Annotated in this window: 23 protein-coding genes; 6 read left to right on the top strand and 17 right to left on the bottom strand. The window is 40.5% G+C overall.

Annotated features, from left to right (window positions below; translation table 11 throughout):
* Positions 1-5 precede the first annotated feature (5 nt).
* From tauC to tauA, 3 genes are read right to left on the bottom strand one after another with little or no spacing between them, the layout of a single operon-like run.
* Positions 6-875, bottom strand: a complete 870-nt coding sequence (gene tauC / locus BMW38_RS01275) for a taurine ABC transporter permease TauC (protein ID WP_092705519.1) — start codon at positions 873-875, stop codon at positions 6-8.
* Positions 872-1,666 carry a taurine ABC transporter ATP-binding protein gene (locus BMW38_RS01270; protein ID WP_092705518.1) on the bottom strand — a complete coding sequence of 265 codons (795 nt, stop codon included), beginning with the start codon at positions 1,664-1,666 and terminating at the stop codon, positions 872-874. Before BMW38_RS01270 ends, tauC begins: the two co-directional genes overlap by 4 nt.
* A 9-nt stretch (positions 1,667-1,675) precedes the next feature.
* Positions 1,676-2,716 carry a taurine ABC transporter substrate-binding protein gene (gene tauA / locus BMW38_RS01265; protein WP_092705517.1) on the bottom strand — a complete coding sequence of 347 codons (1,041 nt, stop codon included), beginning with the start codon at positions 2,714-2,716 and terminating at the stop codon, positions 1,676-1,678.
* Positions 2,717-3,157: 441 nt separating this feature from the next.
* Here tauA and BMW38_RS01260 point away from each other — a divergent pair, with 441 nt between their 5' ends.
* Positions 3,158-4,342 carry a hypothetical protein gene (locus BMW38_RS01260; protein ID WP_092705516.1) on the top strand — a complete coding sequence of 395 codons (1,185 nt, stop codon included), beginning with the start codon at positions 3,158-3,160 and terminating at the stop codon, positions 4,340-4,342.
* 60 nt (positions 4,343-4,402) lie between these two features.
* Here the strand turns inward: BMW38_RS01260 and BMW38_RS01255 are convergent, their stop codons facing one another.
* The 4 genes from BMW38_RS01255 to BMW38_RS01240 all read right to left on the bottom strand — a co-directional run bounded on the left by BMW38_RS01255 (position 4,403) and on the right by BMW38_RS01240 (position 9,859).
* Entirely contained in the window at positions 4,403-5,869 is a 1,467-nt protein-coding gene (locus BMW38_RS01255) for an MFS transporter (protein ID WP_092705515.1), read from the bottom strand.
* Between the two features lie 192 nt (positions 5,870-6,061).
* On the bottom strand, positions 6,062-7,453 hold the full coding sequence (locus BMW38_RS01250; protein ID WP_092705514.1) for an LLM class flavin-dependent oxidoreductase: 1,392 nt from the start codon (positions 7,451-7,453) through the stop codon (positions 6,062-6,064).
* Positions 7,454-7,627: 174 nt separating this feature from the next.
* Positions 7,628-8,923, bottom strand: coding sequence for an acyl-CoA dehydrogenase family protein (locus tag BMW38_RS01245; RefSeq protein ID WP_092705513.1), 1,296 nt, complete (start codon positions 8,921-8,923; stop codon positions 7,628-7,630).
* A gap of 117 nt (positions 8,924-9,040) precedes the next feature.
* Positions 9,041-9,859 carry a hypothetical protein gene (locus BMW38_RS01240; protein ID WP_092705512.1) on the bottom strand — a complete coding sequence of 273 codons (819 nt, stop codon included), beginning with the start codon at positions 9,857-9,859 and terminating at the stop codon, positions 9,041-9,043.
* A gap of 653 nt (positions 9,860-10,512) precedes the next feature.
* Here BMW38_RS01240 and BMW38_RS01230 point away from each other — a divergent pair.
* The 5 genes from BMW38_RS01230 to BMW38_RS01210 all read left to right on the top strand — a co-directional run bounded on the left by BMW38_RS01230 (position 10,513) and on the right by BMW38_RS01210 (position 15,644).
* Positions 10,513-11,958 carry a cytochrome ubiquinol oxidase subunit I gene (locus BMW38_RS01230; protein ID WP_045436368.1) on the top strand — a complete coding sequence of 482 codons (1,446 nt, stop codon included), beginning with the start codon at positions 10,513-10,515 and terminating at the stop codon, positions 11,956-11,958.
* Positions 11,951-12,958 (top strand): cytochrome d ubiquinol oxidase subunit II, encoded by a 1,008-nt coding sequence (cydB, locus tag BMW38_RS01225; protein WP_003651254.1) that lies wholly within the window; start codon positions 11,951-11,953, stop codon positions 12,956-12,958. The genes BMW38_RS01230 and cydB overlap by 8 nt, the downstream gene beginning before the upstream one ends.
* A gap of 15 nt (positions 12,959-12,973) precedes the next feature.
* Positions 12,974-13,108 carry a hypothetical protein gene (locus tag BMW38_RS01220; protein ID WP_003651253.1) on the top strand — a complete coding sequence of 45 codons (135 nt, stop codon included), beginning with the start codon at positions 12,974-12,976 and terminating at the stop codon, positions 13,106-13,108.
* A 98-nt stretch (positions 13,109-13,206) separates the two neighbouring features.
* Complete coding sequence (locus tag BMW38_RS01215; protein ID WP_035357515.1) at positions 13,207-14,625, top strand: aminotransferase-like domain-containing protein; 1,419 nt, start codon at positions 13,207-13,209, stop codon at positions 14,623-14,625.
* Between the two features lie 101 nt (positions 14,626-14,726).
* Positions 14,727-15,644, top strand: coding sequence for a LysR family transcriptional regulator (locus tag BMW38_RS01210; protein WP_092705510.1), 918 nt, complete (start codon positions 14,727-14,729; stop codon positions 15,642-15,644).
* A 56-nt stretch (positions 15,645-15,700) separates the two neighbouring features.
* Here BMW38_RS01210 and madM read toward each other — a convergent pair whose 3' ends face one another.
* From madM to BMW38_RS01160, 10 genes are all read right to left on the bottom strand, one after another.
* The gene (gene madM / locus BMW38_RS01205) at positions 15,701-16,468 is read right to left on the bottom strand and encodes a malonate transporter subunit MadM (protein WP_005041341.1); all 768 of its coding nucleotides are present in this window, start codon (positions 16,466-16,468) and stop codon (positions 15,701-15,703) included.
* Positions 16,461-16,877, bottom strand: a complete 417-nt coding sequence (madL, locus tag BMW38_RS01200; protein ID WP_017390471.1) for a malonate transporter subunit MadL — start codon at positions 16,875-16,877, stop codon at positions 16,461-16,463. Before madL ends, madM begins: the two co-directional genes overlap by 8 nt.
* 48 nt (positions 16,878-16,925) lie before the next feature.
* Positions 16,926-17,864 (bottom strand): malonate decarboxylase subunit epsilon, encoded by a 939-nt coding sequence (gene mdcH, locus BMW38_RS01195; protein ID WP_092705509.1) that lies wholly within the window; start codon positions 17,862-17,864, stop codon positions 16,926-16,928.
* A 12-nt stretch (positions 17,865-17,876) separates the two neighbouring features.
* Positions 17,877-18,485 (bottom strand): malonate decarboxylase holo-ACP synthase, encoded by a 609-nt coding sequence (locus BMW38_RS01190; protein ID WP_092705508.1) that lies wholly within the window; start codon positions 18,483-18,485, stop codon positions 17,877-17,879.
* Positions 18,476-19,303 (bottom strand): biotin-independent malonate decarboxylase subunit gamma, encoded by an 828-nt coding sequence (mdcE, locus tag BMW38_RS01185; RefSeq protein WP_092705507.1) that lies wholly within the window; start codon positions 19,301-19,303, stop codon positions 18,476-18,478. Before mdcE ends, BMW38_RS01190 begins: the two co-directional genes overlap by 10 nt.
* Positions 19,300-20,151, bottom strand: coding sequence for a biotin-independent malonate decarboxylase subunit beta (locus BMW38_RS01180; protein WP_092705506.1), 852 nt, complete (start codon positions 20,149-20,151; stop codon positions 19,300-19,302). The genes mdcE and BMW38_RS01180 overlap by 4 nt, the downstream gene beginning before the upstream one ends.
* Positions 20,144-20,443, bottom strand: coding sequence for a malonate decarboxylase subunit delta (locus BMW38_RS01175; RefSeq protein WP_056479380.1), 300 nt, complete (start codon positions 20,441-20,443; stop codon positions 20,144-20,146). The genes BMW38_RS01180 and BMW38_RS01175 overlap by 8 nt, the downstream gene beginning before the upstream one ends.
* A 2-nt stretch (positions 20,444-20,445) precedes the next feature.
* Complete coding sequence (locus BMW38_RS01170) at positions 20,446-21,330, bottom strand: triphosphoribosyl-dephospho-CoA synthase (protein ID WP_092705505.1); 885 nt, start codon at positions 21,328-21,330, stop codon at positions 20,446-20,448.
* Positions 21,330-23,009: a malonate decarboxylase subunit alpha gene (gene mdcA / locus BMW38_RS01165; protein ID WP_056479374.1), complete on the bottom strand. Its 1,680-nt coding sequence runs from the start codon at positions 23,007-23,009 to the stop codon at positions 21,330-21,332. Before mdcA ends, BMW38_RS01170 begins: the two co-directional genes overlap by 1 nt.
* 165 nt (positions 23,010-23,174) lie before the next feature.
* Entirely contained in the window at positions 23,175-23,768 is a 594-nt protein-coding gene (locus BMW38_RS01160) for a GNAT family N-acetyltransferase (RefSeq protein WP_092705504.1), read from the bottom strand.
* Positions 23,769-23,780 lie beyond the last annotated feature (12 nt).

Below are 23,780 nucleotides of genomic sequence, written 5' to 3'. Positions count from 1 at the left end.
CTTTACTACAACTGCTGACCATACCAAGGAGAAAACTGTTTTTGTAACCAACGTAAAAACAGCTCAAAACTAACTGCGACAATCGCGATCACAATAATGCCCAGAATCACCGTATCGGTAATTAAGAACTGTGCGGCCGACTGCACCATAAAACCAATACCACGGTCCGCTGCAACCAACTCCGCTGCAACCAATGTTGACCAACCCACTCCAAGACCAATACGAATACCGGTAATAATATGAGGTAAAGCCGTTGGCAAAATGACATGCCAAAAGACTTGTGCCTGACTTGCCCCGAGCGACAAGGCAGCACGCTCACGATTAAGCTGATGGCTCAACACACCATGCGCACTACTAATAATGACGGGTGCTAATATTGATAAGAAAATCAAAAGGACTTTTGTGGTTTCGCCGATACCGAACCAAATTACAAGTAAAGGCAAATAAGCTAACGGTGGGATTGGACGTAATAATTCAACCAAAGGATCTAGGACAGCACGAACCCATTTGTTTAGTCCCATCCATAAACCTAGCGGAACACCAATCACTACGGCAGCAATCAGCGCTAAAAACACACGCGAGATGCTGGCTGCCAAGTGTTGCCACAAAGTAGCTTTCATAAAGCCTTGTTGGCTCACTGATATAAATTTTTGCCATACCGCCTGTGGGCTTGGTAAAAATAGCTCAGGAACGACATGCAAAGCTGTAATGAGAAACCAGAGCGCAACTACACTTGCAACACTAATAAAGCTCACTGCCAAAGTTCGATGCTTTTCAAAAAATGTCGATAAAAATGAAGGATTTTCTGTTTGCACATCTGGCTTAAGTTTTAGCCCTGCTTTGTCATATTCATAGACGTTATCTTTAGTGCTCATGTGGTTAACGCCTCCTTACCGCTTTGTTTTTGTGCCCTTAAACTTTCAAATAGCTGTTCTCTAAGCTGAATAAATTGAGGATCAGATTTAATCGAGCGAATAGACTCGCCCTCACGATATCGTTTAGCAAAATCGAGATGTAGAGTTTCTACGATTTTGCCCGGATGCGCGGTCATCAGTACCAACTGATTGCTCAGCAACAATGCTTCTTCAATGTCATGAGTAATTAAAAAGAAGCTTTTATTTTGTTGAATCCATAAATCGAGCACTAACTGCTGCATGTTTTCACGAGTAAAAGCATCTAATGCGGCAAAAGGTTCATCTAACAAAATAAATGGCGCGTGACTAATCAAAGCTCTGGCAATACCCACACGTTGTTTCATACCGCCGGAAAGTTCCCAGATATTGGCTTTTTCAACGTGACTTAAACCTACAATTTTTAAAATTGCGGTGACTTGCGCTTCGATATCCCCACGCTTTAAACCTTTTAACTGCAAAGCGAAGCCAACATTATCTGCAACGTTCAACCAAGGAAGTAAGGCATGATCCTGAAACACCACAGCGCGTGTTACATCTGGTCCATTTATCACTTCATGATTTACAAGCACATCGCCTGAACTCGGCTTTTGAAAACCTGCCAAGATATTAAGCAAAGTTGTTTTACCACAACCCGACTCTCCTAAAATGACGGTTAAAGAACCTTCTTCAATTTTAAGGTTAATGTCTTGTAAAACTGGCTTCTGCTGTTTAGGAAAAGTCAGATGAATATGTTTGGCTTCTAATACACTCATGACAACTCCTTAAGGCTGCAAAAATGAAGAGTTCACATTGCCTTTATAATCGGCTTTAAGTTGGTCGACTTTACCCTGACCTTTTAAGAATTTCGCAGTATCAAAGATATTTTGCGCAAAGTCGCCATCTAAGGTTTGTTTTTGTTGAGCGTGGTCAAGGTAGATGTTTCCACTTAATAAAAGCGGGATATCTTTTGCATCAGAACCTGTTAACTGCGCAATTTTTTGCACATTATCAGCATCTTTAACGTAAGCAGCTGGGTCTTGATTATATTTTTCGAGTTGCTCAAGTGTGGTTTGTACAAAAGCTTTTAAGAAATCAGGATTTTTCTCTGCAAAATCTTTACGTACGACCCATAAGTCATAGGTTGGAGCACCCCATTCACCTACTTGTTTTGAGTCTGTTAAGACCGTGCCAGATGCTTTAGCTTTACTTAAAGCAGGTTCCCACACATATGCAGCATCAATATCGCCACGCTCCCAAGCAGCTGAAATTTCTGGTGGACGCAAGTTAACAATTTTTACTTTGTCTTCTGGAATGTTCCAATGTTTAAGCGCAGACAATAGGCTGTAATGCGTGGTCGAAACAAAAGGTACAGCAATGGTTTTACCAATTAAATCTTGAGGGGTTTTAATGCCTGATTTATTGTTCACCACTAAGGCTTCAGATGCACCAAGTTTTGAAGTAATTAAAAATACTTCTATTGGTAAATCACGGCTTGCCGCAGCAGCAAGTGGGCTTGATCCGATATTACCAAGCACAACATCGCCTGAAGCGAGTGCATTTACAACGTCCGAACCTGCATCAAATTTTTTCCATTGGATAGTCCGCTGGCTGTGTTTTTCATAGTCTCCATTGGCCTGCGCAACTTTGCTTGGGTCAACCCCTGTTTGATAAGCAATAACAACAGGTTTGCTGTCACGAACTGATGCACTTGTATTATTGTCTTTCTTATTTTGCCATACGATAAATGCAACAATTGCTACAACCACAATTGCCGTGATAATCAACGGTTTGGTCTTTGTGCTCATAATTTCATGATCTTTCAATAATATAAGCTCATGGTATGCAGCCGGCTTTATAATGAAAAATAAAAAAATATGAGTTGCTTATCAGGTTTTTATAAATAACTTTTCCTTATAAGTTTTTATCTTTTGGTAAAAAACAAATATCAAACAAACTTACAGGTTAGAGGTAAAATTAAAATACTTATATATCAATAATTAAAAACGATATTTAAAAAATACATGATGATGAACACCTGACACACACCCTCTAATTATTTTATCCTATCCATTTCATCATTTTTGTTTTTGCTTATCGCAACCAGAGTTTTGCATCTAATTAATTTTCATTCTTTTATATAAAGTACAGATTTTATTATCTTTTTATCTTTAATCTTCTGCAAATATTGAGATTTGGACAAATCTTTTTCTGGTTTATACATGACGCAAATTTAATTTTTATTTTTTAAGAGGAGAAATAGCCCCTTGTTTAAACATCCCACAATTTTCAAAAAAATATTCATCGCAACGACTTTAATTACATTCAGCCTTTCAAGTCATGCAGCCCTTACTTTTGGTAATGCTGAAGAAGGCCAACTTAAAGTGAGTGGTACTGTTCGGGCTAAATATGTTTATGATTTTGACTCTGATCCAACGACTAGCAAATTTTCCTTTAATGATGCCGTATTATGGTTAGACTACAACTCACCCAAATGGATTGGTCGTTTAGATTATCGGATCTATGAGTATTATGGACGTTTAGGCGATGCCAATTGGCTGACCGATGCATGGATGGGTTATAAAATTAATGACAACAGTAAAATTATTGTTGGCTTAAACCCTGTTCCTTTTGGCTTAGGTCGCTTTTGGGGAAATACTTATTATTTAGGCATTGCCAATAGTGCAGGTTGGGAAGATGTGCACAACCTTGGGGTGAAATATGATTTCAATGATGGAATCAATGAAGCACAACTCGCCTTTTATCCTACCGATGGTGGCACCTATAGAGGTAAAAGCAAAGACTCGAGTCGATTTAGTATCAACCCTGTCAATGCGGATGACTCTGTACCGCAAGGCACCAATACCAAAGAAAAGAACTCGATTGTTATTCGCGGTGCTCACACCTTTAAGAACGTTTTAGGGCAAGAAAATTTCTCTACCCAACTTGGTGCCTCTGCTTGGTATTCCACCATTGAAAACAAACTCTCAGGCCAAGATGGCGACCGCCAAGTCTATTCAGTTTTTAGCAATACCAATTATAACCAATGGAATTTGCAGCTTTTGGCCGGTTATCAAGACATTGATAATGCCGACACCCAATATAAGGACCATCTTACTTTGGGCGGTTTCGATTATTCATTTAACTCGGCAACCAAAGGTCAGATTTATTCAGCCGAACTGAGCTATTTATTTCCTCAGCAGTTTGGCCCAATTACCTCTGTTCGTCCTTACCTAAACTATAGTTCTTATCGAAAAGAACAAGATGGCTTTAAAGACTCAACCCGTTTTATTCCTGGCATTGCGTTTAACTATCAAAAACTGACGGTACAAGCAGAGTTGCTGATGGGCAAACACGACCCATACCTAGGAGACAGTGAAGGTCTGGCAGCTGGTGGAATCAATGATAAATGGAATAAAAAAGCGTTTGTGATTTTTGCTTATTACTTCTAACTCTTAAAACAAAGGCCAACACATGTTGACCTTTATTTTTATCTAAAGATTTAGATTTAACTAATCAATTACAGGTGAATTATTGAGTGGAATTTCTGGACTGTTTTCATCAACAACATCGACATCTTGGGCAGTAGGCTCAAACTTAATCAGTAATCCAATCACAATTAAAGGAATAAATGCAAAGATAGAAATAATCAGATAAACATCCGTTTTATAACCCGCCATCCAGATTGGTAAAACAAACAAAGCAATCGCCTGAGCAACACCAGTTACCGCACGGTTAAAGCCAACACCAACGCCACGGATTGAAGCAGGATAAGCCATGGTTGGATAAACCATCATTTGTGCCCCTGGACCAAAGCCTTCAGCAAAAAGCCACAAACCGAGCATGCCAATTGCGGTGTAGAGTAAAAAACTATTACCGGGTTCACCAATTAATGCCAATGCAATGAGGGCAATAAACTGAAGTAAAAAGCCTGTAAGCAACACATGACGAGATTTAAATCTGCTGGCAACAAATACACCTAATAGTCCGCCCGTAAATGCAAACAGTAAATTGAGTCCGAGCGTTGTAGTAATGGTCGTCAAAACATCTGTATGAAAGAACCTTGTCAAAATAGAAGGTAAAAAGAAGGCAATAGTGGTGTACTGAAACGCCACCGAAATATGAATCACAATGGCCACAATCGTTCTTGGCAAATAAGTTTTATTAAATAAAACCGCAAAACCCTCACGCTTTTTCTTTTCAGCTGTTTTTTCTACTTTTTCGACTGTGGCGACTGCATTAATTGCATAGGACTCTTGTAAAACTTTAGCTGCCCCTTTTAAATCACCTTGGTTGGCAAGCCAGATTGGTGACTCGGTTAAATATTTACCGCGAATGAAAATAATGAGTAGCGCAGGCACTGCTCCAAAAATTAACGATGCTCGCCATAACCAGTTGCTATGTTCAGGTGGTAAAAGAAAATAAAGCGCTAAAACCAGACCAAAGCAGACAGAAGAAGCCGCATACCACATTGGGCACCATGCCGCTAGACGGGCTGCTTTATTGCTACTTCCGTTAAATTTGGAAAATTCAGATAAGTAGGACATTGCGACGGGTAAATCGATCCCCACACTAATTCCCATAATAAATCTGGCTAAAATTAAAACCCAAACATTTGGTGCAAAACCAGCGACAATTGCCGCAATGACGAACAGCACCATGTCCGCCATAAAGACCCGATAACGGCCAATTTTATCAGTCAGCCAACCGCCAATTAAATTACCAACAATGGTTCCACAGACAATTGCTGAAGCCACCACACCCGTCATAACGGGACTTAAAGAAAACTCTGAGATGACTTGCTCAATACCGAAAGAGAGTGTTGTTAAATCATAAGCATCAATAAACACGCCAATTAGCGCCAACCAAATGACTTTATTAGACTTCCCCTTCCCTGCAAACTTGGAAATTAATTGTGAAACATCATCGGGAGATTTAATTTCATAACGGTGGTTATGATCGAGTTCTTGTGTGCTCACTTAATAATTCCTGAATTTTAATAACAGAAACAAAATAATGATTATTCACACAATACAAAAACAAATTAATCTGATGTTTTAATCTGAATTATAGAATTATTTTTTCATTATTAACTCAGCAATAAAACCGATATAAAAGACAAAATAAAAGCTGGTATTTAACCAGCCTTTATTTAAATACTATTTAAAATATTAACTCGCCTCAGCAAGTTTTAATTCTTTTAGATTACGATATTTAGCACCGCGGTGATTTTCAGGTAAATAAGGACCTGCACCAAATAATTTTTCTCTTAATGTTCCTTGCGCATATGAGGTTTGATATACCCCACGTTTTTGTAACTCTGGAACAATAAACTCTACAACATCAGCAAAGGTTTGATGAGCCAAAATATAGGCTAGGTTAAAGCCATCCACATCGGTTTCTTCAACCCACTGCTGTAAAGCATCGGAAACTGTTTCTGCCGAACCCACCAATACTGGGCCATTACCACCTAAGCTATTCCAGTTTGCAATTTCCTCAATCGTCCATACACGCTCTGGATCTGCATTTACATAAGAGTCTAATAAAGATTGAATCGCATTGGTTTGAATATATTCAACTTTGTCAGTCGGTTGGTATTGTGAAAAATCGACACCTGACCAGCCAGACAGCAATGTTAAAGCTCCATCATAGCTTCCATAGCTTTGATATTCTTTAAACTTAGCCTGAGCTTTTGCATCTGTTTCATCAGTTACAATAGACAAGAGTGCATAAATTTTAACTGAGTACGGGTCGCGGCCTTCTTGAGCCAGTTTTTGGCGAATGCCCTGTACCACTTTTTTAGTGGCAATTTTAGACGGCGCTGCAATGAATACACATTCGGCATTTTGACTAGCAAATTTCTGCCCGCGTGAGGAAGCACCTGCTTGATAAAGTACAGGCGTCCGCTGCGGTGATGGCTCACAAATGTGGATGCCCGGCACTGTAAAGTATTTACCTTCATGCTGAATTGGATGCACTTTTTTATGATCAGCAAAGACACCGCTTTCACGGTCACGAAGTACCGAACCTTCTTCCCATGAACCTTCCCAAAGTTTATATAGGACTTCTAAATATTCATCAGCAATATCATAACGATTGTCATGATTGACCTGAGTTTTTAGGCCCAAGTTTTTCGAACCACTTTCCAAATAAGACGTCACGATATTCCAACCAACTCGCCCTTTGGTTAAGTGGTCTAACGTGCTAATCCGTCTAGCAAAAGGATAAGGATGCTCAAAGGAAATAGAGGTCGTGACACCAAAACCCAAGTGCTTTGTGACTGCTGCCATCGCTGGCACAATCTGTAATGGATCATTGACCGGAACTTGTACCGCCCCTGTTAAGGCATGTTCAGCACTCTGATGGTAAACGTCATAAATCCCCAACACATCTGCAATAAAAATACCGTCAAAAAAACCGCGTTCCAAAATTTGTGCTAAATCTGTCCAATATTCTAAATCTTTATATTCAACAGAGCGATCTTGGGGATGTCGCCATAATCCGGGAGATTGATGTGCAATACAATTCATTTCAAAAGCATTAAAACTAATCTTCTTAGTCATAAAATATCAACCAGCATTTTAATTACTTTCATACTAAAACAATTTACACCTATTCTTTATAATATAAATCCCAAACAAAATATGATTTTATTCTAATAGATTTTTATAATTTATTTTAAAAACAAGAAATATATTAAGCCGCTAAAATAGCAGCTTAATATCTAAACTTTAAAATTATTGTTTAGCAACGTTACCAATTCGCCACTGATAAGGCGGTAATGTTCCATTCACACTAAAATCACCCACAATCCGATTTTTAAACACTCTTGGATTATGTGAAGATAAGGTTCGTACATTTCGCCAGTATCGATCTAGGCCTAAATCTTTGTCTGTTGCTGAAGCACCTAATGCATCAAATAAAATGGTAGATGCATTTAAGATTAGATCGGTAATAACTGTTTGAGATTGTGCACTTTCAAGTTCGGCAAGCGCATTTTGCTCTTCTTCAAGCTGCTCATTATTTTGAAATGCTGCCAAGTAAGCACGCTGTAAGCTTTGTGCAACCTTTTCAACAATCGCCCCTGCACTGTAAGCAGCGCCACGGATTTGTCCCACTACTTGTAAAATTTGCGGGTCCTGTTTTACAAATTGGGCATTCGCATGAGTATAGTTTCGGGTACGTTTAGCCACCGCTTGTGAAACCTCATATGTCGCAGCACGCCCTAAACCAGTAATGATTGCCAGTTGCACAAGTTGATAATAGGCAGCCGAATATTTAAAACGATCATCATCAGGTAAGATTTCGCTTTCATTAACCAATACGTCATGGAAATATGCCGTACCACTTGCAGTGAGTTGCTGACCAAAGCCATTCCAGTCATCTACAATTTCAACGCCTTCATCTTCACGGCGGACAACGACTGAGCCAGATTCCCCATTTAAATCTGTTACACCAACGTCAACCCAGTCCGCATATAGGCTACCTGTGGTGTAGTATTTTTGACCTTTAACTCGAATTTTTCCGTCAGCATCTCGATATAAATGAGTTTCGAATTGATCGATTGACTCTTTCCCACCTTCAGACCAAGCACTACCAACCGTTTCACCATTTGCAATTCGACTTAGCCAGCGCTGTTGAAATTCTTTATTTTTGCTGACCAACACATCTTCAGTAAAACCGAAGTGCACACGCAACGCTTGCGGTAAATTTGAGTCTGCTTCTGCAAGTTCAATTAACAATGCAAATAATTCAGGAATGGATGCTTCAAAGCCACCATGTGCTTTAGGAAGTCGTAATCTTGTAAAACCAATATCTTTGAGCCACTGAAGTTGTTCATACGGCAGAATGTGCTGTTGCTCACGGATTAAAGCCCCTTCTTTAATGCGTGCAAAAGTTGGTCTGAAATTTTTTGCCAATTCATCATAACGTTCAGAAGGCCCTTCACCCCATACCCGAGAAATGATTGAGGCCTGACTAAGTGCAGCGTGAGTTAGTGAACCGAGATGATGCTCAAAATTTAGATTTGTCATTTATGTAAAACCAAGATTGCTTTGCTTTTACCATAAAATATTTATTTCACATGAAAACGATTATTTTTTTATAACAGTATTCATTCTTCATATAACGACAGAAAATGCCTACCAACATTAAGCGATCTCTTTCTTTTGAAGACTATGCTGACTTTGCAATAAGGTTTGCATATATTCGGAATAGACAGATAACTTCTCAAAAATATGTTCCGAATAAAACATATCATCAATTAAATGGGTCATTTGAGAGGCGGTAAAAGTATCGCATAAGCCTACAAGCTGTGCATTTAGCTGGGCAAATTGGGCACACAATTTCACATAGGTTTCATCTTTATTTTTAAATAATAATTGACGCATATCTAAATCATTTAGATCGTTTAAATCAGTATTTTGTTGAGGATTAATCCAATAAATTTTGACTTTTAAAAACAACCCAACCTCTTCTAAATACTCTAGGTCTATATCTAAATTTGTAATTAAAAAAATGGTGGAGATATCACTTCGGCACAGCGCTTTGATTAAGCTTAAATAAATAAACCCAACTTCACTCAACTCTGATAATTCTAAATCTAAATATATTTTTAGACTCTCTAGAACTTCATCTACTTTAAACAAAACTTTCTTTTCGGCTTGATAATATTTATTGAGAATAGCAAGAACTGGCTTTGTTGCTGGTGTTGTATAAATAGCAGGCTTATTGAGGTTAGCAAAAACAAAAGGTGAAAATAGATAAGCCAAACTGCTTTGCTGCGGATGAATATGTGATTGAATTAAATAAACAGTTTGAGATTTAGAAAAGTCTCTTAAGACTTTTGCTCTTAATAAAGTTGCTTCAAGATTAACATAAGCTTGCTCTAATTGAGCCATTATAGGTGCTGGAATAGCCTGATTTTTAATAATTTTATTTAGGATATTGAGTTGAGAAGTAATAAACATTTTTTAACATCCAAGCTATTTTAGAAGAGCTACACTTAAACCAAGGTCTTTAATAACCTACGTAACAACCAGACCTCATACAAAACAACAAGGGAATAGACAAGAAGAAATTTATCCTGTGCTCATATGTAACCCCAAAGTCGCATTCATGCTGTTTTTGAAGATTGATTTTGGTTAGCCATAAATCTTGTTCATTTTTATTTTGGACTTTAGATGAAGGGATATATAGCTACAGATAATTGAAAAAAAACTATAGCACCCATAATAATGACTTCGGACTGTTATAGTTTTATAAAAAATTTCTGTATCTACATATACAAAATGAGTGAGTGCATGATTAAGAAAACTTCTTAAGGTAGGTAGTTTTCATGAAACGATCTATGGTTCATCGTCAGATATTTCATCAATGTTTCAATGCAACATGCATTTTTACAAATGCAACATCAAGCATGAGCTTTGTTAACAGATTGAGAACAATCAATCGGTCTATTCTATTGAAATATCAAGCAATTATATTACTTCTCCCTTCTGGCATTTTACTTGCTAAGAACATTTATCACAGAAGTAAGTTCAATCGTCAGAATACTTTATTGCCTGAAAATAAGTATTTAACACAATCAATCATCATCAGCTAGTTCACAGGGGGAATGTATATGAGCCTCGGTCTAACCGCTTTAGAATTAGCACGAATACAATTTGCGTTCACAGTATCCTTTCATATTATTTTTCCAGCCACCTCCATTGGTCTTGCCTGCTTTTTAGCAGTTTTAGAGTGGAAGTGGTTAAGAACCCAAAACCCGATTTATAAAGATCTGTTTAAATACTGGATCAAAATCTTTGCCGTTGCCTTTGGTATGGGTGTGGTCTCGGGCGTGGTCATGAGTTATCAGTTCGGTACCAACTGGAGTGAGTTTTCTCGTATTGCAGGAAGTATTACTGGTCCTTTACTTACCTATGAAGTCTTGAGTGCCTTCTTTTTAGAAGCTGGTTTCTTAGGCATTATGTTATTTGGTTGGGGACGAGTCGGACCCAGAGCCCACTTTTTTGCAACACTCATGGTTGCAATAGGTACCTGTATTTCCATGTTCTGGATTTTATCGTCCAATAGCTGGATGCAGACCCCTCAAGGCTTTGCCATAGAAAATGGCATTATTGTGCCAAAAGACTGGTTTGCAATTGTCTTTAACCCATCCTTCCCTTACCGCTTTGCCCACATGGGTGCAGCAGCCTTTTTAGTTTCTTCATTATTGGTGGTCGGAACTTCTGCATGGCACTTAGTGAAAGGCCGTCGTGATGAATTGGTAAAAAAATCGTTCTCGATGGGTCTCTGGATGGTGCTTGTGACTTCATGTTTGCAAGTGGTTATTGGCGATAACCATGGTTTAAATACCCGTGAGCATCAACCTGCCAAACTAGCAGCGATGGAAGGTCATTGGGAAACGAATCACAATGAACCTATGCCACTGTTACTCTTTGCAATTCCAGATATGAAAGAAGAACGAAACCATTTTGAAGTGGGTGTTCCATATTTAGGTAGTTTAATTTTAACTCACAGTTTAGATGGCCAAGTCACAGGTTTAAAAGATTTCGCCCCTGAAGATCGACCAAACTCAACCATCGTTTTCTGGAGTTTCCGTGTGATGGTCGGGCTTGGCGTACTCATGGTTACGCTGTCTTTAATAGCCCTTTGGCTACGTAAGCGTGGAAAACTCTATGAAACTTCCTGGTTCCATAAGTTTGCTTTAGTGATGGGCCCATCTGGTTATATCGCCATGCTTGCAGGTTGGGTGACTACTGAAGTCGGCCGTCAACCATGGGTGGTATATGGCATCCTACGAACTAAAGATGGTTTATCTCATACTGTGTCGGCAGAACAAGTCGGCCTGAGCCTCTTTATTTTTGTAGTGGTATACACCATCGTTTTTGGCAGCGGTATCTACTACACCTTAAAATTGATTAATAAAGGCCCTGTATTTATCGATACGCCAAATATGGAAGCAGGCGGTGTTGGACACTTTAAAACACCAATGCGCCCACTCAGTGCTGTCGATGAAAACATTGACAGTAAACAAAATTCTGGGGAGAACCGTCATGATTGATCTTTCTTTAATATGGGTCGGTATTATCGGTTTAGGTGTCATGATTTATGTCGTGATGGATGGCTTTGACTTAGGAATCGGGATCATGTTCCCTTTCATTAAGAACAGCCAAGAACGTGACGTGATGATGAATACCGTAGCCCCTGTCTGGGATGGCAACGAAACATGGATGGTACTCGGTGGAGCTGGTCTATATGCTGCATTTCCACTAGTTTACTCAACGGTTTTATCGGCACTGTATTTACCTATTATTTTTATGGTCATTGCCTTAATTTTCCGTGGAGTCGCATTTGAATTCCGCTTTAAAGCTCATCGCACCAAATACCTTTGGGACTTAGCTTTTATTTGGGGTTCAGTGTTAACTAGCTTCCTTCAAGGCATCATCTTGGGAGCCTATATTCAAGGCATTAAAACCACCAATGGTATTTTTTCTGGCGGATCACTTGATTGGTTGACACCATTTACCTTCTTTACTGGTATTGGTGTAGTTGCCATGTATGCCACTTTAGGATGTGGATGGCTTATTTTAAAAACCGAAAAAGGCTTGCAGCAACGTATGTATGAGCTTATGCCAAAGCTGATTATTGCACTGCTCATTATTTTTGGTGGAGTGAGTCTATATACTCCGTTGACTCATCCTGAAATCGCAGATCGCTGGTTCTCTTTACCTAATCTGTTCTATTTTAGCCCTGTACCTATTTTGGTCTTATTGTTTGTTGGCCTGATTTTATCGGCTTGTAAAAAGCAGCAACATGACCTTAAACCATTTATATATACGCTAGCCCTCGTTTTCCTTGCATTTACAGGTTTTGTGATTAGTTTATGGCCTTATATTATTCCGCCATCAGTCACCATCTGGCAAGCCGCAGCTCCACATTCAAGCCAACTGTTTGCTTTAGTCGGTGCGCTCATTCTGATTCCAATCATTATTGCTTACACTATTGTGTCTTACTGGGTATTCCGTGACAAAGTACGTGTAGGTGATGAAGGCTATCATTAAAGTTAGGAGGGTTTTATGAAAAATTTATCTTCTAAACTGTCTCAAACCCAATGGTTTATTTTGCTATGGCTAGGTGGTTTTTTAGCATTAGCTGTGATTGCCGGTTTGTTTAAAGTGATATTGATTTATGCAGCCCCTTACCTAAAGTAAACTTATTTTTATAAGCAAATGCCGTTTGTAGATTCTACAAACGGCATTTATTATTGATTAAGTGCATCTTTCATTTTGTCATTTCGTGCAGCCAATACATGTATAAATCAGAACAACTTGCCCATAGCATTCGCCAACTCATTGAGAGCGGCACTTTAAATGCACACGAGAAGTTACCTTCTTTAAGAGATCAGGTGCAACGCTCTGGTTTTAGTTTAATGACGGTAATGAATGCTTACCAAGAGCTTGAATCTCAAGGTTTGATCTATTCCAAAGAAAAATCGGGATACTTCGTTGCCGAACAAATTACGCTTAAACCTTTAGAACAATATTCTGTTGTTTCACTCAATTCTAAAATTGAAATTAACTCTTTAGTTTTTAAATATCTTAAATCGATTCAACATGAGTCTGTCATCCCTTTTGGTTCGGCCTTTCCCGATAGTCAGCTTTTATATGCACCTAAACTCATTCAGATTATGGGGCAGCTTGCCCGCCAGAAACAAAGTTATGACCAAACTACAAGCCTACCTCCGGGTAATTTAGCTTTACGAAAACTTATTGCTCAACGCTACTGCATGCAAGGTATACAGACCGACCCAGATGACATTGTCATTACATCGGGAGGATTGGATGCACTCAATCTTTCTTTACAAGCAGTTGCTCAGCCTGGCGACTATATTTTATTACAGCAAAATGTATTTTATGGAGCTTGGCAGGCAGCAGAGCGTTTAGGGTTAAAAGTTATTACCATTCCTGAACATCCTCAACATGGTTTTGATCTAGAAGCTTTTGAACAGGTCATTAACAATTATCCAATTAAAGTATGTTGGCTCATGCTCAATAGCCATAATCCAATTGGGTTTACAGTCAGCGATGAGATTAAATATAAAATTGCCAAATTGCTTCATGAGCACCAGATTTATTTGATTGAAGATGATGTCTACGAAGAGCTGTTTTATGGCGGACAAAAGCCACTTTCAATGAAGTATTTTGATCAGCAAAATCTGGTGCTTCACTGCTCTTCGTTTTCTAAAACTCTAGGTGCAGGTTTTCGGGTCGGTTGGGTCTATGCGGGGAAGTTTTCAGACCATATTCAACACTTACAACTCATGAGTACCATTTCAGTAAATGCACTCATTCAAAATGCATTGGTCGAGTTTTTGTCTCATCATCACTATGAAAAGCACTTACGTACTCTCAGGCTTTCACTTGAGCGTTATAAAAAGCAGTTTTATCATTATTTAAAGCAACATCTGCCACCATCTTGCGAAGTGTATTATTACCCAAGTGGTTATTTTCTTTGGGTTAAGCTGCCGAATAGTTTAGATAGTATGCAAATTTATGAAGAGTTAATTCAACAAAACATTGGGGTAGCTCCAAGCCCATTGTTTAGTGTTTTACCCGCCCAGCAGCATTATTTAAGAATCAACTGCTCTTTTGAATCAACACCTAAAATTCAAAGTGCATTAGAACAAATCATTAAGACAATTCAACAAAGAGTTGAAGCTGTTTCTTAAATAAAGTACTTCGACCTAAGCACAATTTTATAGTGGTAGGTTTGTGGTAAATTTATAGCTTAAATCTATATTTTTAAAGGAAACAGGTTCAAGGGATTAATATGGAAATTGATGAAGAACTCACCCTTAAAAAGATACAGATTTTTTTAGCATTTATGCGCTGTGGTAATTTGTCTAAAACAGCAACAGAAATGGAGCTTAGTAATGTCAGTGTTCACAAAGCATTGCACTCTTTAGAAAGCGCTTTGCGTTGCCCGCTTTTTAAAAATGAAGGCCGTAATCTAATTCCTTTAAAAAGTGCCTATGTATTTGAAGAACGGGCGCAAAAAATCGTACAGGACATTTTTATAACCGTTAATAAAACGAGAGAAGCTGCTGGCTTTGCGGCAAAAGTTTTACATTTAGGTTCTCTTTATTCTTTGACTGTCAAAACAATTCCAAATGTGATTAGTGGTCTTAAGCTCAGACGTAGTGAACTAGATATTCAACTGTTACTGAGCTCAAATCAGGATTTAGTTAAAAAGCTTAAAGCAACGGAACTTGATGCAATTATTGTGGCTTTAAATGAAACCACTCAAGATGATGACTTTGAAATTTTGCCGATGTTTTCAGATGATATTTTTCTGGCGGTAAACAAAGATTCTAAATATGCAGATTTTAAAGACATTGATTTAAGTTTATTAAAAGAAGAGACCTTCCTCACTTTAACCAAAGGCTTTGCGACCCATAACGATAGCGATATTATTTTTAAAAAAGCAGGTTTTTCTCCTAAAGTTGCTTTGCAAGTGAACGATATTTTTACCTTAATTAGTATGGTCAGTTCAGGCGTTGGATTTGCCCTTTTACCGGGTCGTATTTCTGCGGTTTATGAAAGCTCAGTTAAGCTTATTCCCCTAAAACAGCAATATCATATGCAACAAGAAATTGGTTTGGTTTTCTTGAAAAGTAAAGAACGAGATCCTAATTTACTCGCACTGATTGCCGAGTGTCGTATGTTTGCTTCTAATTTTAAAAGATAAAAATAAGGGCTGTTGTTTTGTATAACAACAGCCCTTTTTATTTAAGCCGGGGATGCTTAGCCACCGACCAATGCTTTAACAGCAAAGAATAAAACGGTCGGCCCCATTAAACAGCCCAGTCCCGTATGGAACGTTGCTGTAAGTGCGCCATAAGGTACTAAGCGGCGATCTGTTGCTGCCAAGCCTGCTGATACACCACTGACAGTTCCAGCCAAGCCACCAAAAATCATGGCAGAACGTGGATTATCAAGTCCCATAAATTTAGCAGTGAGCGGTGTTGAAACCATCACACAAATTGCTTTAACTAAACCAGTTGCAATTGACAATGCCATTACTTCTGAGCTTGCACCAATTGCAGCACCCGTAACTGGTCCCACAATATAAGTCACCGCACCCGCACCGATTGTGGTGATACTCACCGCATCTCGATAACCAAAAATCCACGCAAACATACAACCGACAATAAATGGCAAAATGGTTCCGAGAAATAAAGAGAATGCGCCAATAAACCCGGCTTTTTTCGCTTCAGTGGCTTGTACCTCAAATGCCGTTGCTACAATTGTAAAGTCACGTAGCATTGCACCGCCCATGAGCCCTACACCTGTGAAGAGTGCAAGATCAGTTATGCCTTTTTCACCACCCGTCATTTTTCCGCCGAACCACGCCAAGATTAAACCAATCACAATCGCAATTGCTGAAGCATGCACTCGTCCATTGGTTAAATATTTAGATAACTTGGTCGACAACCACATAATTAAAGCAATTAAGGCGAAAGCTGTAATTAAACCTAAATGGGTTAAGTCTTTTAATAATAATTCAACCATGAACTTTGCCTCCAATGCGGTTTAATGTGGTGTCTTCTTCCTTCGGTAAAGGGGTTGCTTTGTTATAACGACTTAAACCCGCAATCGTGAGCGTACAAACGATAACTGAAACTACAGCGGCAAAGAGTGCCATATGTCCACTAGATAGAGCTGAAACCACGTTTTGTTGTGCTGCCATAGCAACAACAACAGGAATATACATGGTGCCCCAGAATGAAACGCCTTTTTCGGTTTCAACTGTCATAACACCACGTTTTTCCATCCATAACCGTATGCAAATGAGTAAAATCATGGCGATACCCACGCCACCAACGTTGGACTTTACGCCCAATAAAATGCCCAACAGATCACCGACAATCACACCCACCAAGGTGCAAAGTGCGAGTAAACCAACTCCATATATAATCATGACAATCCCTCATATCCTTGGATCATTTATGCTTTTGTAAAATCAGATTCAAAAAGAAAAACTATTGTCCTGTTCTTTTTGCATTGCTATCTGAATGCTGTCTATGCGTGTTCCTTGAAAAGACAACACGGTTCCTTCTTTAAATGTTCGACGTGCAAGTGTAGTAAGCACCGTTCCCGGCAAACCTTCGATCTGCAACCTGACACCTCGCTCCCATGCAGCTTGGATGGTACTTTCCCAATCCACCATTCGGCTCATATTAAAAGCCAAGTCATCCCTAATTTGTTCTGGCCTGCTAAGCGTACGAGCCGTTGTACCACTTAAATAACGAATTTTAGGCTGCTTTAAAGTCACTCCCTCCATAGACGCTGCAAGTTGCTCTGCTTGCTGACTTAATAATTCACAGTGCGATGGCACCGATACATCTAATTTTTTTGCCACCACTCCATGTTGCTTTGCCAAAACAGCAACTTGGTTCATGGCTTCAAAACTTCCTGAAATAACGATTTGGTTATGTGCATTAATATTTGCGACAAACACCTCTGGCGCTATTTCATAAATCTGTTTGACCCATGTTTCAACAGCTGCACGGTCTGTACCAATCAGGGCAGTCATGCCATAGCCTGTTGGATAGGCGTTTTGCATGAGTTCACCTCGATAGGCAACCAAACGAACGGCATCCTCAAAGGCTAAAACTCCTGCTACAACCGCAGCCGACCATGCACCAATCGATAGACCTGCTACATAATCAGGTTTTAAGTCTTCAGCAGCTAATAAAGCTGAACTCACCACGCCTGAAATGAGCAAACAAAGCTGTACGGCTCTTGTCGATTGCAATGCAGCAGAACTATCTAGCATCAAGACATCTTCTTTGAGTGCATTCGATGCACGCTCAAGGTATTCTTTAACCAGAGCGCTTTGAGGTAAGTCGTGCAACATATTGCTTCGTTGCACACCTTGTCCCGGATATACCCAAATTGAAGCCATGATATCTATTCCCTAATTCCATGGGTTTTCTACTAAAACAGCACCATCTGCACGTTTCAGCAGAACTTTTCCGCTATTGCTAGCCCATTCTTTTAAAGCCATACCACCCTGTGGCAGTTGTAGCTGTATATCCACATTCAGCCCCGCTTGCTGAAAATTTTCGAGTAGCTCGACTGCTTGCTTTTTGGCAAAAAGCTGTTCAGCTCGAATCAACAAATCTATGTCACTTTGCTGGGTGACTGTTTCAATACCCGTTGCCAACTCAAACCCAAAACCTCCTGTATAGCCCCAACATCCTGAAAAGTTTTTCATGATGCTAGAAATGGTTTGTAAACGTTCTGCCAAATGCTCAAACCGCTGTGTATTAACGTGAGTCAGTGCTTCAGGTTTAAGTTGTTTGGTAATAGCAGATCGTGGCATTTGTGATGCATATCGTTGATAACGTAATTGTCCTCTTACGCCCACAGCCACCTGATCTACGGGAGTGATTTCCCGCCGAACTACAACAGGATCGCCGCGATGTAACACCTCTTTCACCCAAAACGGAGCATCATCAGCCAAGCAGTCGGCTGTCATACCCCACAGCAAATCATGGGCTTCGAGATCAAATTTCATGACCATTGCTCACGCAATAATTCACGAACCTTTTTAGACATCTGACGGTTTTGGCCGTGAAGTCTTTGTTCCAGTCCTCTAGACTGCTCAGCATTAATTTCTTTAAATGCTCGAGCAACCACCTGTTTCGCTAACCACAGATCAGCATTTGTCGGTTGTTCAGGGTTCTCAACCGATAACAGTTCCGACAACAATCCAAGCGTTGCATAACTTTCGATGTCATAAGCCATTGGAGGAATGCTTGCAGCCAGTTGCTCTAACTCATCAACCGACCTTTGGGTAACGCGTGCAGCAGATTCTTTGCCCATCGCATGCACCATAACACCTGAATCTTTTAAGGCAATAATACGATTGGCTTGGTAACCGTGCGCTAAGAAAGCACCTGACATCGACTTACCAACCAATAAACTGACAATAGGATGGCCTGCCAATCTGGCTCTGGCATAGCTGTCTACTGCACCCGCTAAAGCTTGATGAATACCTAATAATTCTTCACGGCGCCCATAGGCCTGACTAGGCACATCAACCAGACATAAAATGCCGCGTTTAGTCTCGGCATGCGCATCAGCTTGAATCACATCATCAACCGCTTTTGCCAAGCTCCAACCTTCCAAAAGGCCAACCTCACCTTGTCTCGCTCGCGGGAACAGATTATTGCTGTCTTGAACAACGGCAATCACGCGTACTGCTTGCTGATCAATCTGACCATCAACCACCCAAACCGAAGCTGGAAAACCTTCAACTGTGTTAAAGCCCTTCGTGATTGCTTTAAACCAGTGTGCACCTCGCGTAGATGCTTTTAATTTATCAACGGCGATGTTCATACTTGTTCTCCTTGATACAAAGCCTGAACCTGTGCTGGAGTAATCTGCTGGGTAGTATCAACGTGTTGTAGCTGCGCTAAATAGAATGAGTAATTTGAACTACGATGCTGTTCAGGCACGCCTTGGGCTAAATAGTCGATCACTTGTTGGCGAATTTTCTGGCGATCATCGTCAACATAGGCATCTACCAAGCCACTAGCAAAACGCTGGTTGCCACCAGTTATGCTCCAAATAAATGGGCGATCTTTGGCGTTATATTCTTGTACACCTGCTTCTTGCTCGATCACTTGTGGGCCATTTAAACCTAAACGTCCTTCTTGTGTCATTACAATATAGCTACATAGTCCAGCAGCAATCGACATGCCACCAAAGCACCCTACACTGCCTGCAACTACTGCAATCACGGGTTGATACTGACGTAAGTTCACAATTGCAGCCTGAATTTCAGCAATTGCAGCCAAACCTAGATTTGCTTCTTGCAAGCGAACCCCACCAGTTTCTAGTAATAAGATTGCAGCCGTTGGAATACCTTTAAGGTTGTCTTCAACCGCAAGCTCTAATGCCCCCGCAATTTTGGCACCACCAACCTCGCCTAAGCTGCCACCCTGAAATAAGCCTTCAATTGAAATCAAAACTACTGGTCGCTCTTGAATAAATCCTTTTGCAATCACCACGCCATCATCTGCTTGCGGCACAATATTTTGCTTAAGCAACCAAGGCGACATGACACGTGCAAATGGATCGAGTAGCTCTCTAAATGTTCCTTCATCCAATAATGCCTTGGCACGCTCTCTTGCACTCAGTTCAATAAAATCTTGTTTATTTAATAAACTTTGGATATTAGTCATGAGCAATCTCCTCCAAGGCTTGTTCCAGACGTAAGCGAACGACACCGGGGGTTGCACCAAAGTCATGAATATCAATATTGACCGCTGGTGGCATTTGCGCTGTAAAAATCCTTTCAAAAAGATTTTTCCAACGTGCAACACTACCATCTACCGAAGTCACCACCTGAATAGTGGTTTTTCCCGCCTCACCAGGTTCCATCAGAATTTCTAAATCACCCGACCCCACACATCCCACCAACGCTTTTTTTACAGGTGGCTCTGTCGCCAAAAACTCAAAATGAAGTGTTTCCATAATCAAAATCCCTCTTTATTTTTTAAAGATGACTGCTCAACACGATCTATAAACAATGTTGCTGCCAACAAATCGGCTGCTCCGCCAGCGGATGCCTTCATCCTAAGTAGGTCAATCTCTAACAAATGCAAAGCTCGTCGGCCTTCTAAGCTTGAACTACCGCCCAAATCAAGCACTTGCTGAGCCCCTTGTTGCATACGCTTTAGGCCGTGAGTTCCAGAGCGATAGAGCACACAGGTATCTGTCAAGTTAGTCATGATGGCAAGCAAAGCATCTAAGCGAGCAAACTCTTCTTTCATGGGTTTACTGCGACTTTGATAAAGCTGCTTTAAACCAAAATTCACAATGGTTGGAAAGCCTTGTTGTGCTTGTTCTTTTGCACCTAAAACAGCTAATTTTTTTTGTACCTGCTGACCATGACTCAAAGCCTGTTTGGGAATAAAACGGTCTTCAAGCTGGGCAATCTGACCTGCTAACTGACATAGCTCAACAGCCGATAAGTACTGTTGATTTGTGCGTGCCAATGCTGCTGCCGTAACCATTAACCCCAAGGCCCAAATTGCACCTCGGTGTGTATTGACACCATTTGTTGCCAACATCATGACCTTTTCACCTTGGCGACCCATTTCACCAATGTCTTCACGCAAGGCCTGACACACTGTTCCGTGCTGGATTGCTGCTTGCGCCATCGCTTCAAACATTGGACCTAAACTTTTCGCAGAACGCTCCATTAATTCCAAAGTCAAATCATCATGTGCGCCACTGCCACGACGGTCGACCAAGGCTGGCTTAGGTGTCAGATTAACTTCATCAATTAAAGCCTCGACCGCCATCTCTGCCAAAAGCTGGCTATCACTAAGTGTTTGATATTTAACTTGAGCCATCATTACCAACTCCTGAATTTTGCAGGTGGTTGATATAACCCATCTGACCATGTCACCAAGTCAGCAATATTTTTTGCAGCTAAAAGTTCACGTGTAGCATCGGTACGGCGAATGCCTAAATCTTCAGGGAATACCACTAAACCTTCACGTCTTAGACGTGCTGTTGTTTTAGGGTCTTGGCTTAAACCAATACTGGTTACCCCTGCCACTGCGGCAATCATGGCTTGACGCTCTTCTTGGCTACTTGCTTTATATAAATAAGCAATGCCTTCTTCGGTGAGTAAATGGGTGACATCATCGCCATAAATCATAATTGGTGCTAAAGGCAGACCAGCCGTTTTAGCAACATCAATCGCATCAAGACGATCCACAAAAGTCGGCTTACCACCTTCTTGAAAGGTTTCCACCATTTGCACAACTAGCTTTTTACCGCGGGCCAAATAGGTTTCTGTTTCATTGGCACCTTGCAAGCGCATATCTAGCCATGCAGGTGTGTCGTGGCGGCGTCCGCGCGGATCATGCCCCATGTTCGGTGCACCACCGAAACCAGCTAAACGGCCTTTGGTAACAGTCGAAGAATGCCCCATTCCATCAACTTGCAAAGTTGCACCAATAAATAGATCAACGGCGTACTGACCTGCAAGCTGACACATCATGCGGTTAGAACGTAAGGCGCCATCGCGACCTGTAAAGAAGACATCGGGACGTGCCGCAACATATTTTTCCATACCGAGTTCGGTACCAAAGCAATGCACGCTTTCTACCCAACCTGTCTCAATGGCTGGAATTAACGTCGGATGCGGATTAAGAGTCCAGTTTCGGCAAATTTTTCCTTTTAAACCTAAAGACTCGCCATAGGTCGGTAAAATCAACTCAATTGCCGCAGTGTTAAAACCAATACCATGGTTTAACGATTGCACATTATGCTTTTCATAAATTCCGCGAATTGCCATCATCGCCATAAGCACATGCACAGGCTTGATGTGTTTTGGGTCACGGGTAAATAACGGTTCAATATAAAAAGGCTGGTCTGCCACAACCACAAAATCAACCCAAGAGGCAGGAATATCGACACGTGGTAAATCAGTGACGTCATCGACCAGTTCATTCACCTGAACAATCACAATACCGTCACTAAAAGCCGCAGGTTCAATGAGTGCAGGAGAATCTTCAGTACTTGGACCTGTATAGATATTGCCTTGGCGGTCTGCCATAAAACCGGCCGAAAGCACCACATTTGGAATAAGATCGACTACAAGGCGTGAATACAATTCAATATAGGTATGGATAGCACCAATTTCTAATAATCCATCTTCAATCAACTGGCTAATACGCAAACTTTGCGGGCCAGCAAAAGAGAAATCTAGCTTGCGTGCAATACCTTTTTCAAACAGATCAAGATGTTCTGAGCGTCCAACGCTTGGCATGATCATATGTAAATCATGCAAAACATCTGGATTGGTTTGTGCCAAAGATCGAGATAAGAAATCTGCTTGCTTTTGGTTATTCCCTTCGAGTACGACTCTGTCACCCGGTGTAATCAGGGTTTCTAAGACTTTAATAATGTCTTGAGTTGGAATGACAACTCCGTCGGTATATTGGCTTGCCATCTCCAGTTTTAGTTGTTTGGCATGACGCCGTTTTGTCCATAACCGTTCTTTATTCTGAACTGAGCCTTCCATGTATGCTTACCTATAGATCGCAGTTTTGTTCTGAATCTATAAAAACGCTTTATGGAATTTTGATCAATCAACCTACATCGGTAGTCATTAACCTGAAGTTAATGGTTGAAATAAAGAACAGCTATTGATGAACGAGTTTTCGGACTTTTAACCTAAGACTTATTTCTAACGTGGTTTGCTTAACAGCCATTCCAAGTTTTGACGAACCGCAGGCCACTCGTGTTTTAAAATGCTATAAACATGGGTGTCTCGCAAAATATCATCTTTCACAATTTGATGGCTTCTGAGTACCCCATCGAGCTTTGCACCTAAACGTACAATTGCAGCTTGGCTTTGAACGTTTAAAGAAGATGTGCGTAACTCAACCGCAATACAGTCTAAAGACTCAAATGCATGAGCCAACAATAGCTTTTTACACTCAGTATTCACAGGCGTGCGCTGTGCAGATTTACGATACCAAGTCGAACCAATCTCTGCACGGCGATGTGCAGCTTCAATATGCATTAAGGTCGTCATACCCACCGCTTGCCCAGTTTTTCGATCTTCAATATAAAATGGCAACATGCTTCCTGATTGTTGTAAACCAAGACGTCTTTCAATTTCAGTAGTCATCTGTTCAGGTCTTGGCACACGGGTATACCAAAGATTATAGAGTTCCCCATCGCAAACAGCCTCCGCCAGTGATTCAGCTTGAGTTAAGTCTAAGGGCTTTAAAATAACGTGCTCACCTACCAACTCAACAGGTGTAGTCCAAGACATGTTTTTCTCCTT

Source organism: Acinetobacter sp. yr461 (assembly GCF_900110445.1).
In the GTDB taxonomy this organism is placed as follows: Bacteria; Pseudomonadota; Gammaproteobacteria; order Pseudomonadales; family Moraxellaceae; genus Acinetobacter; species Acinetobacter calcoaceticus.
The sequence above is the reverse complement of the archived record's forward strand: the minus strand, read 5'-3'. Positions and strand labels throughout refer to the sequence as shown.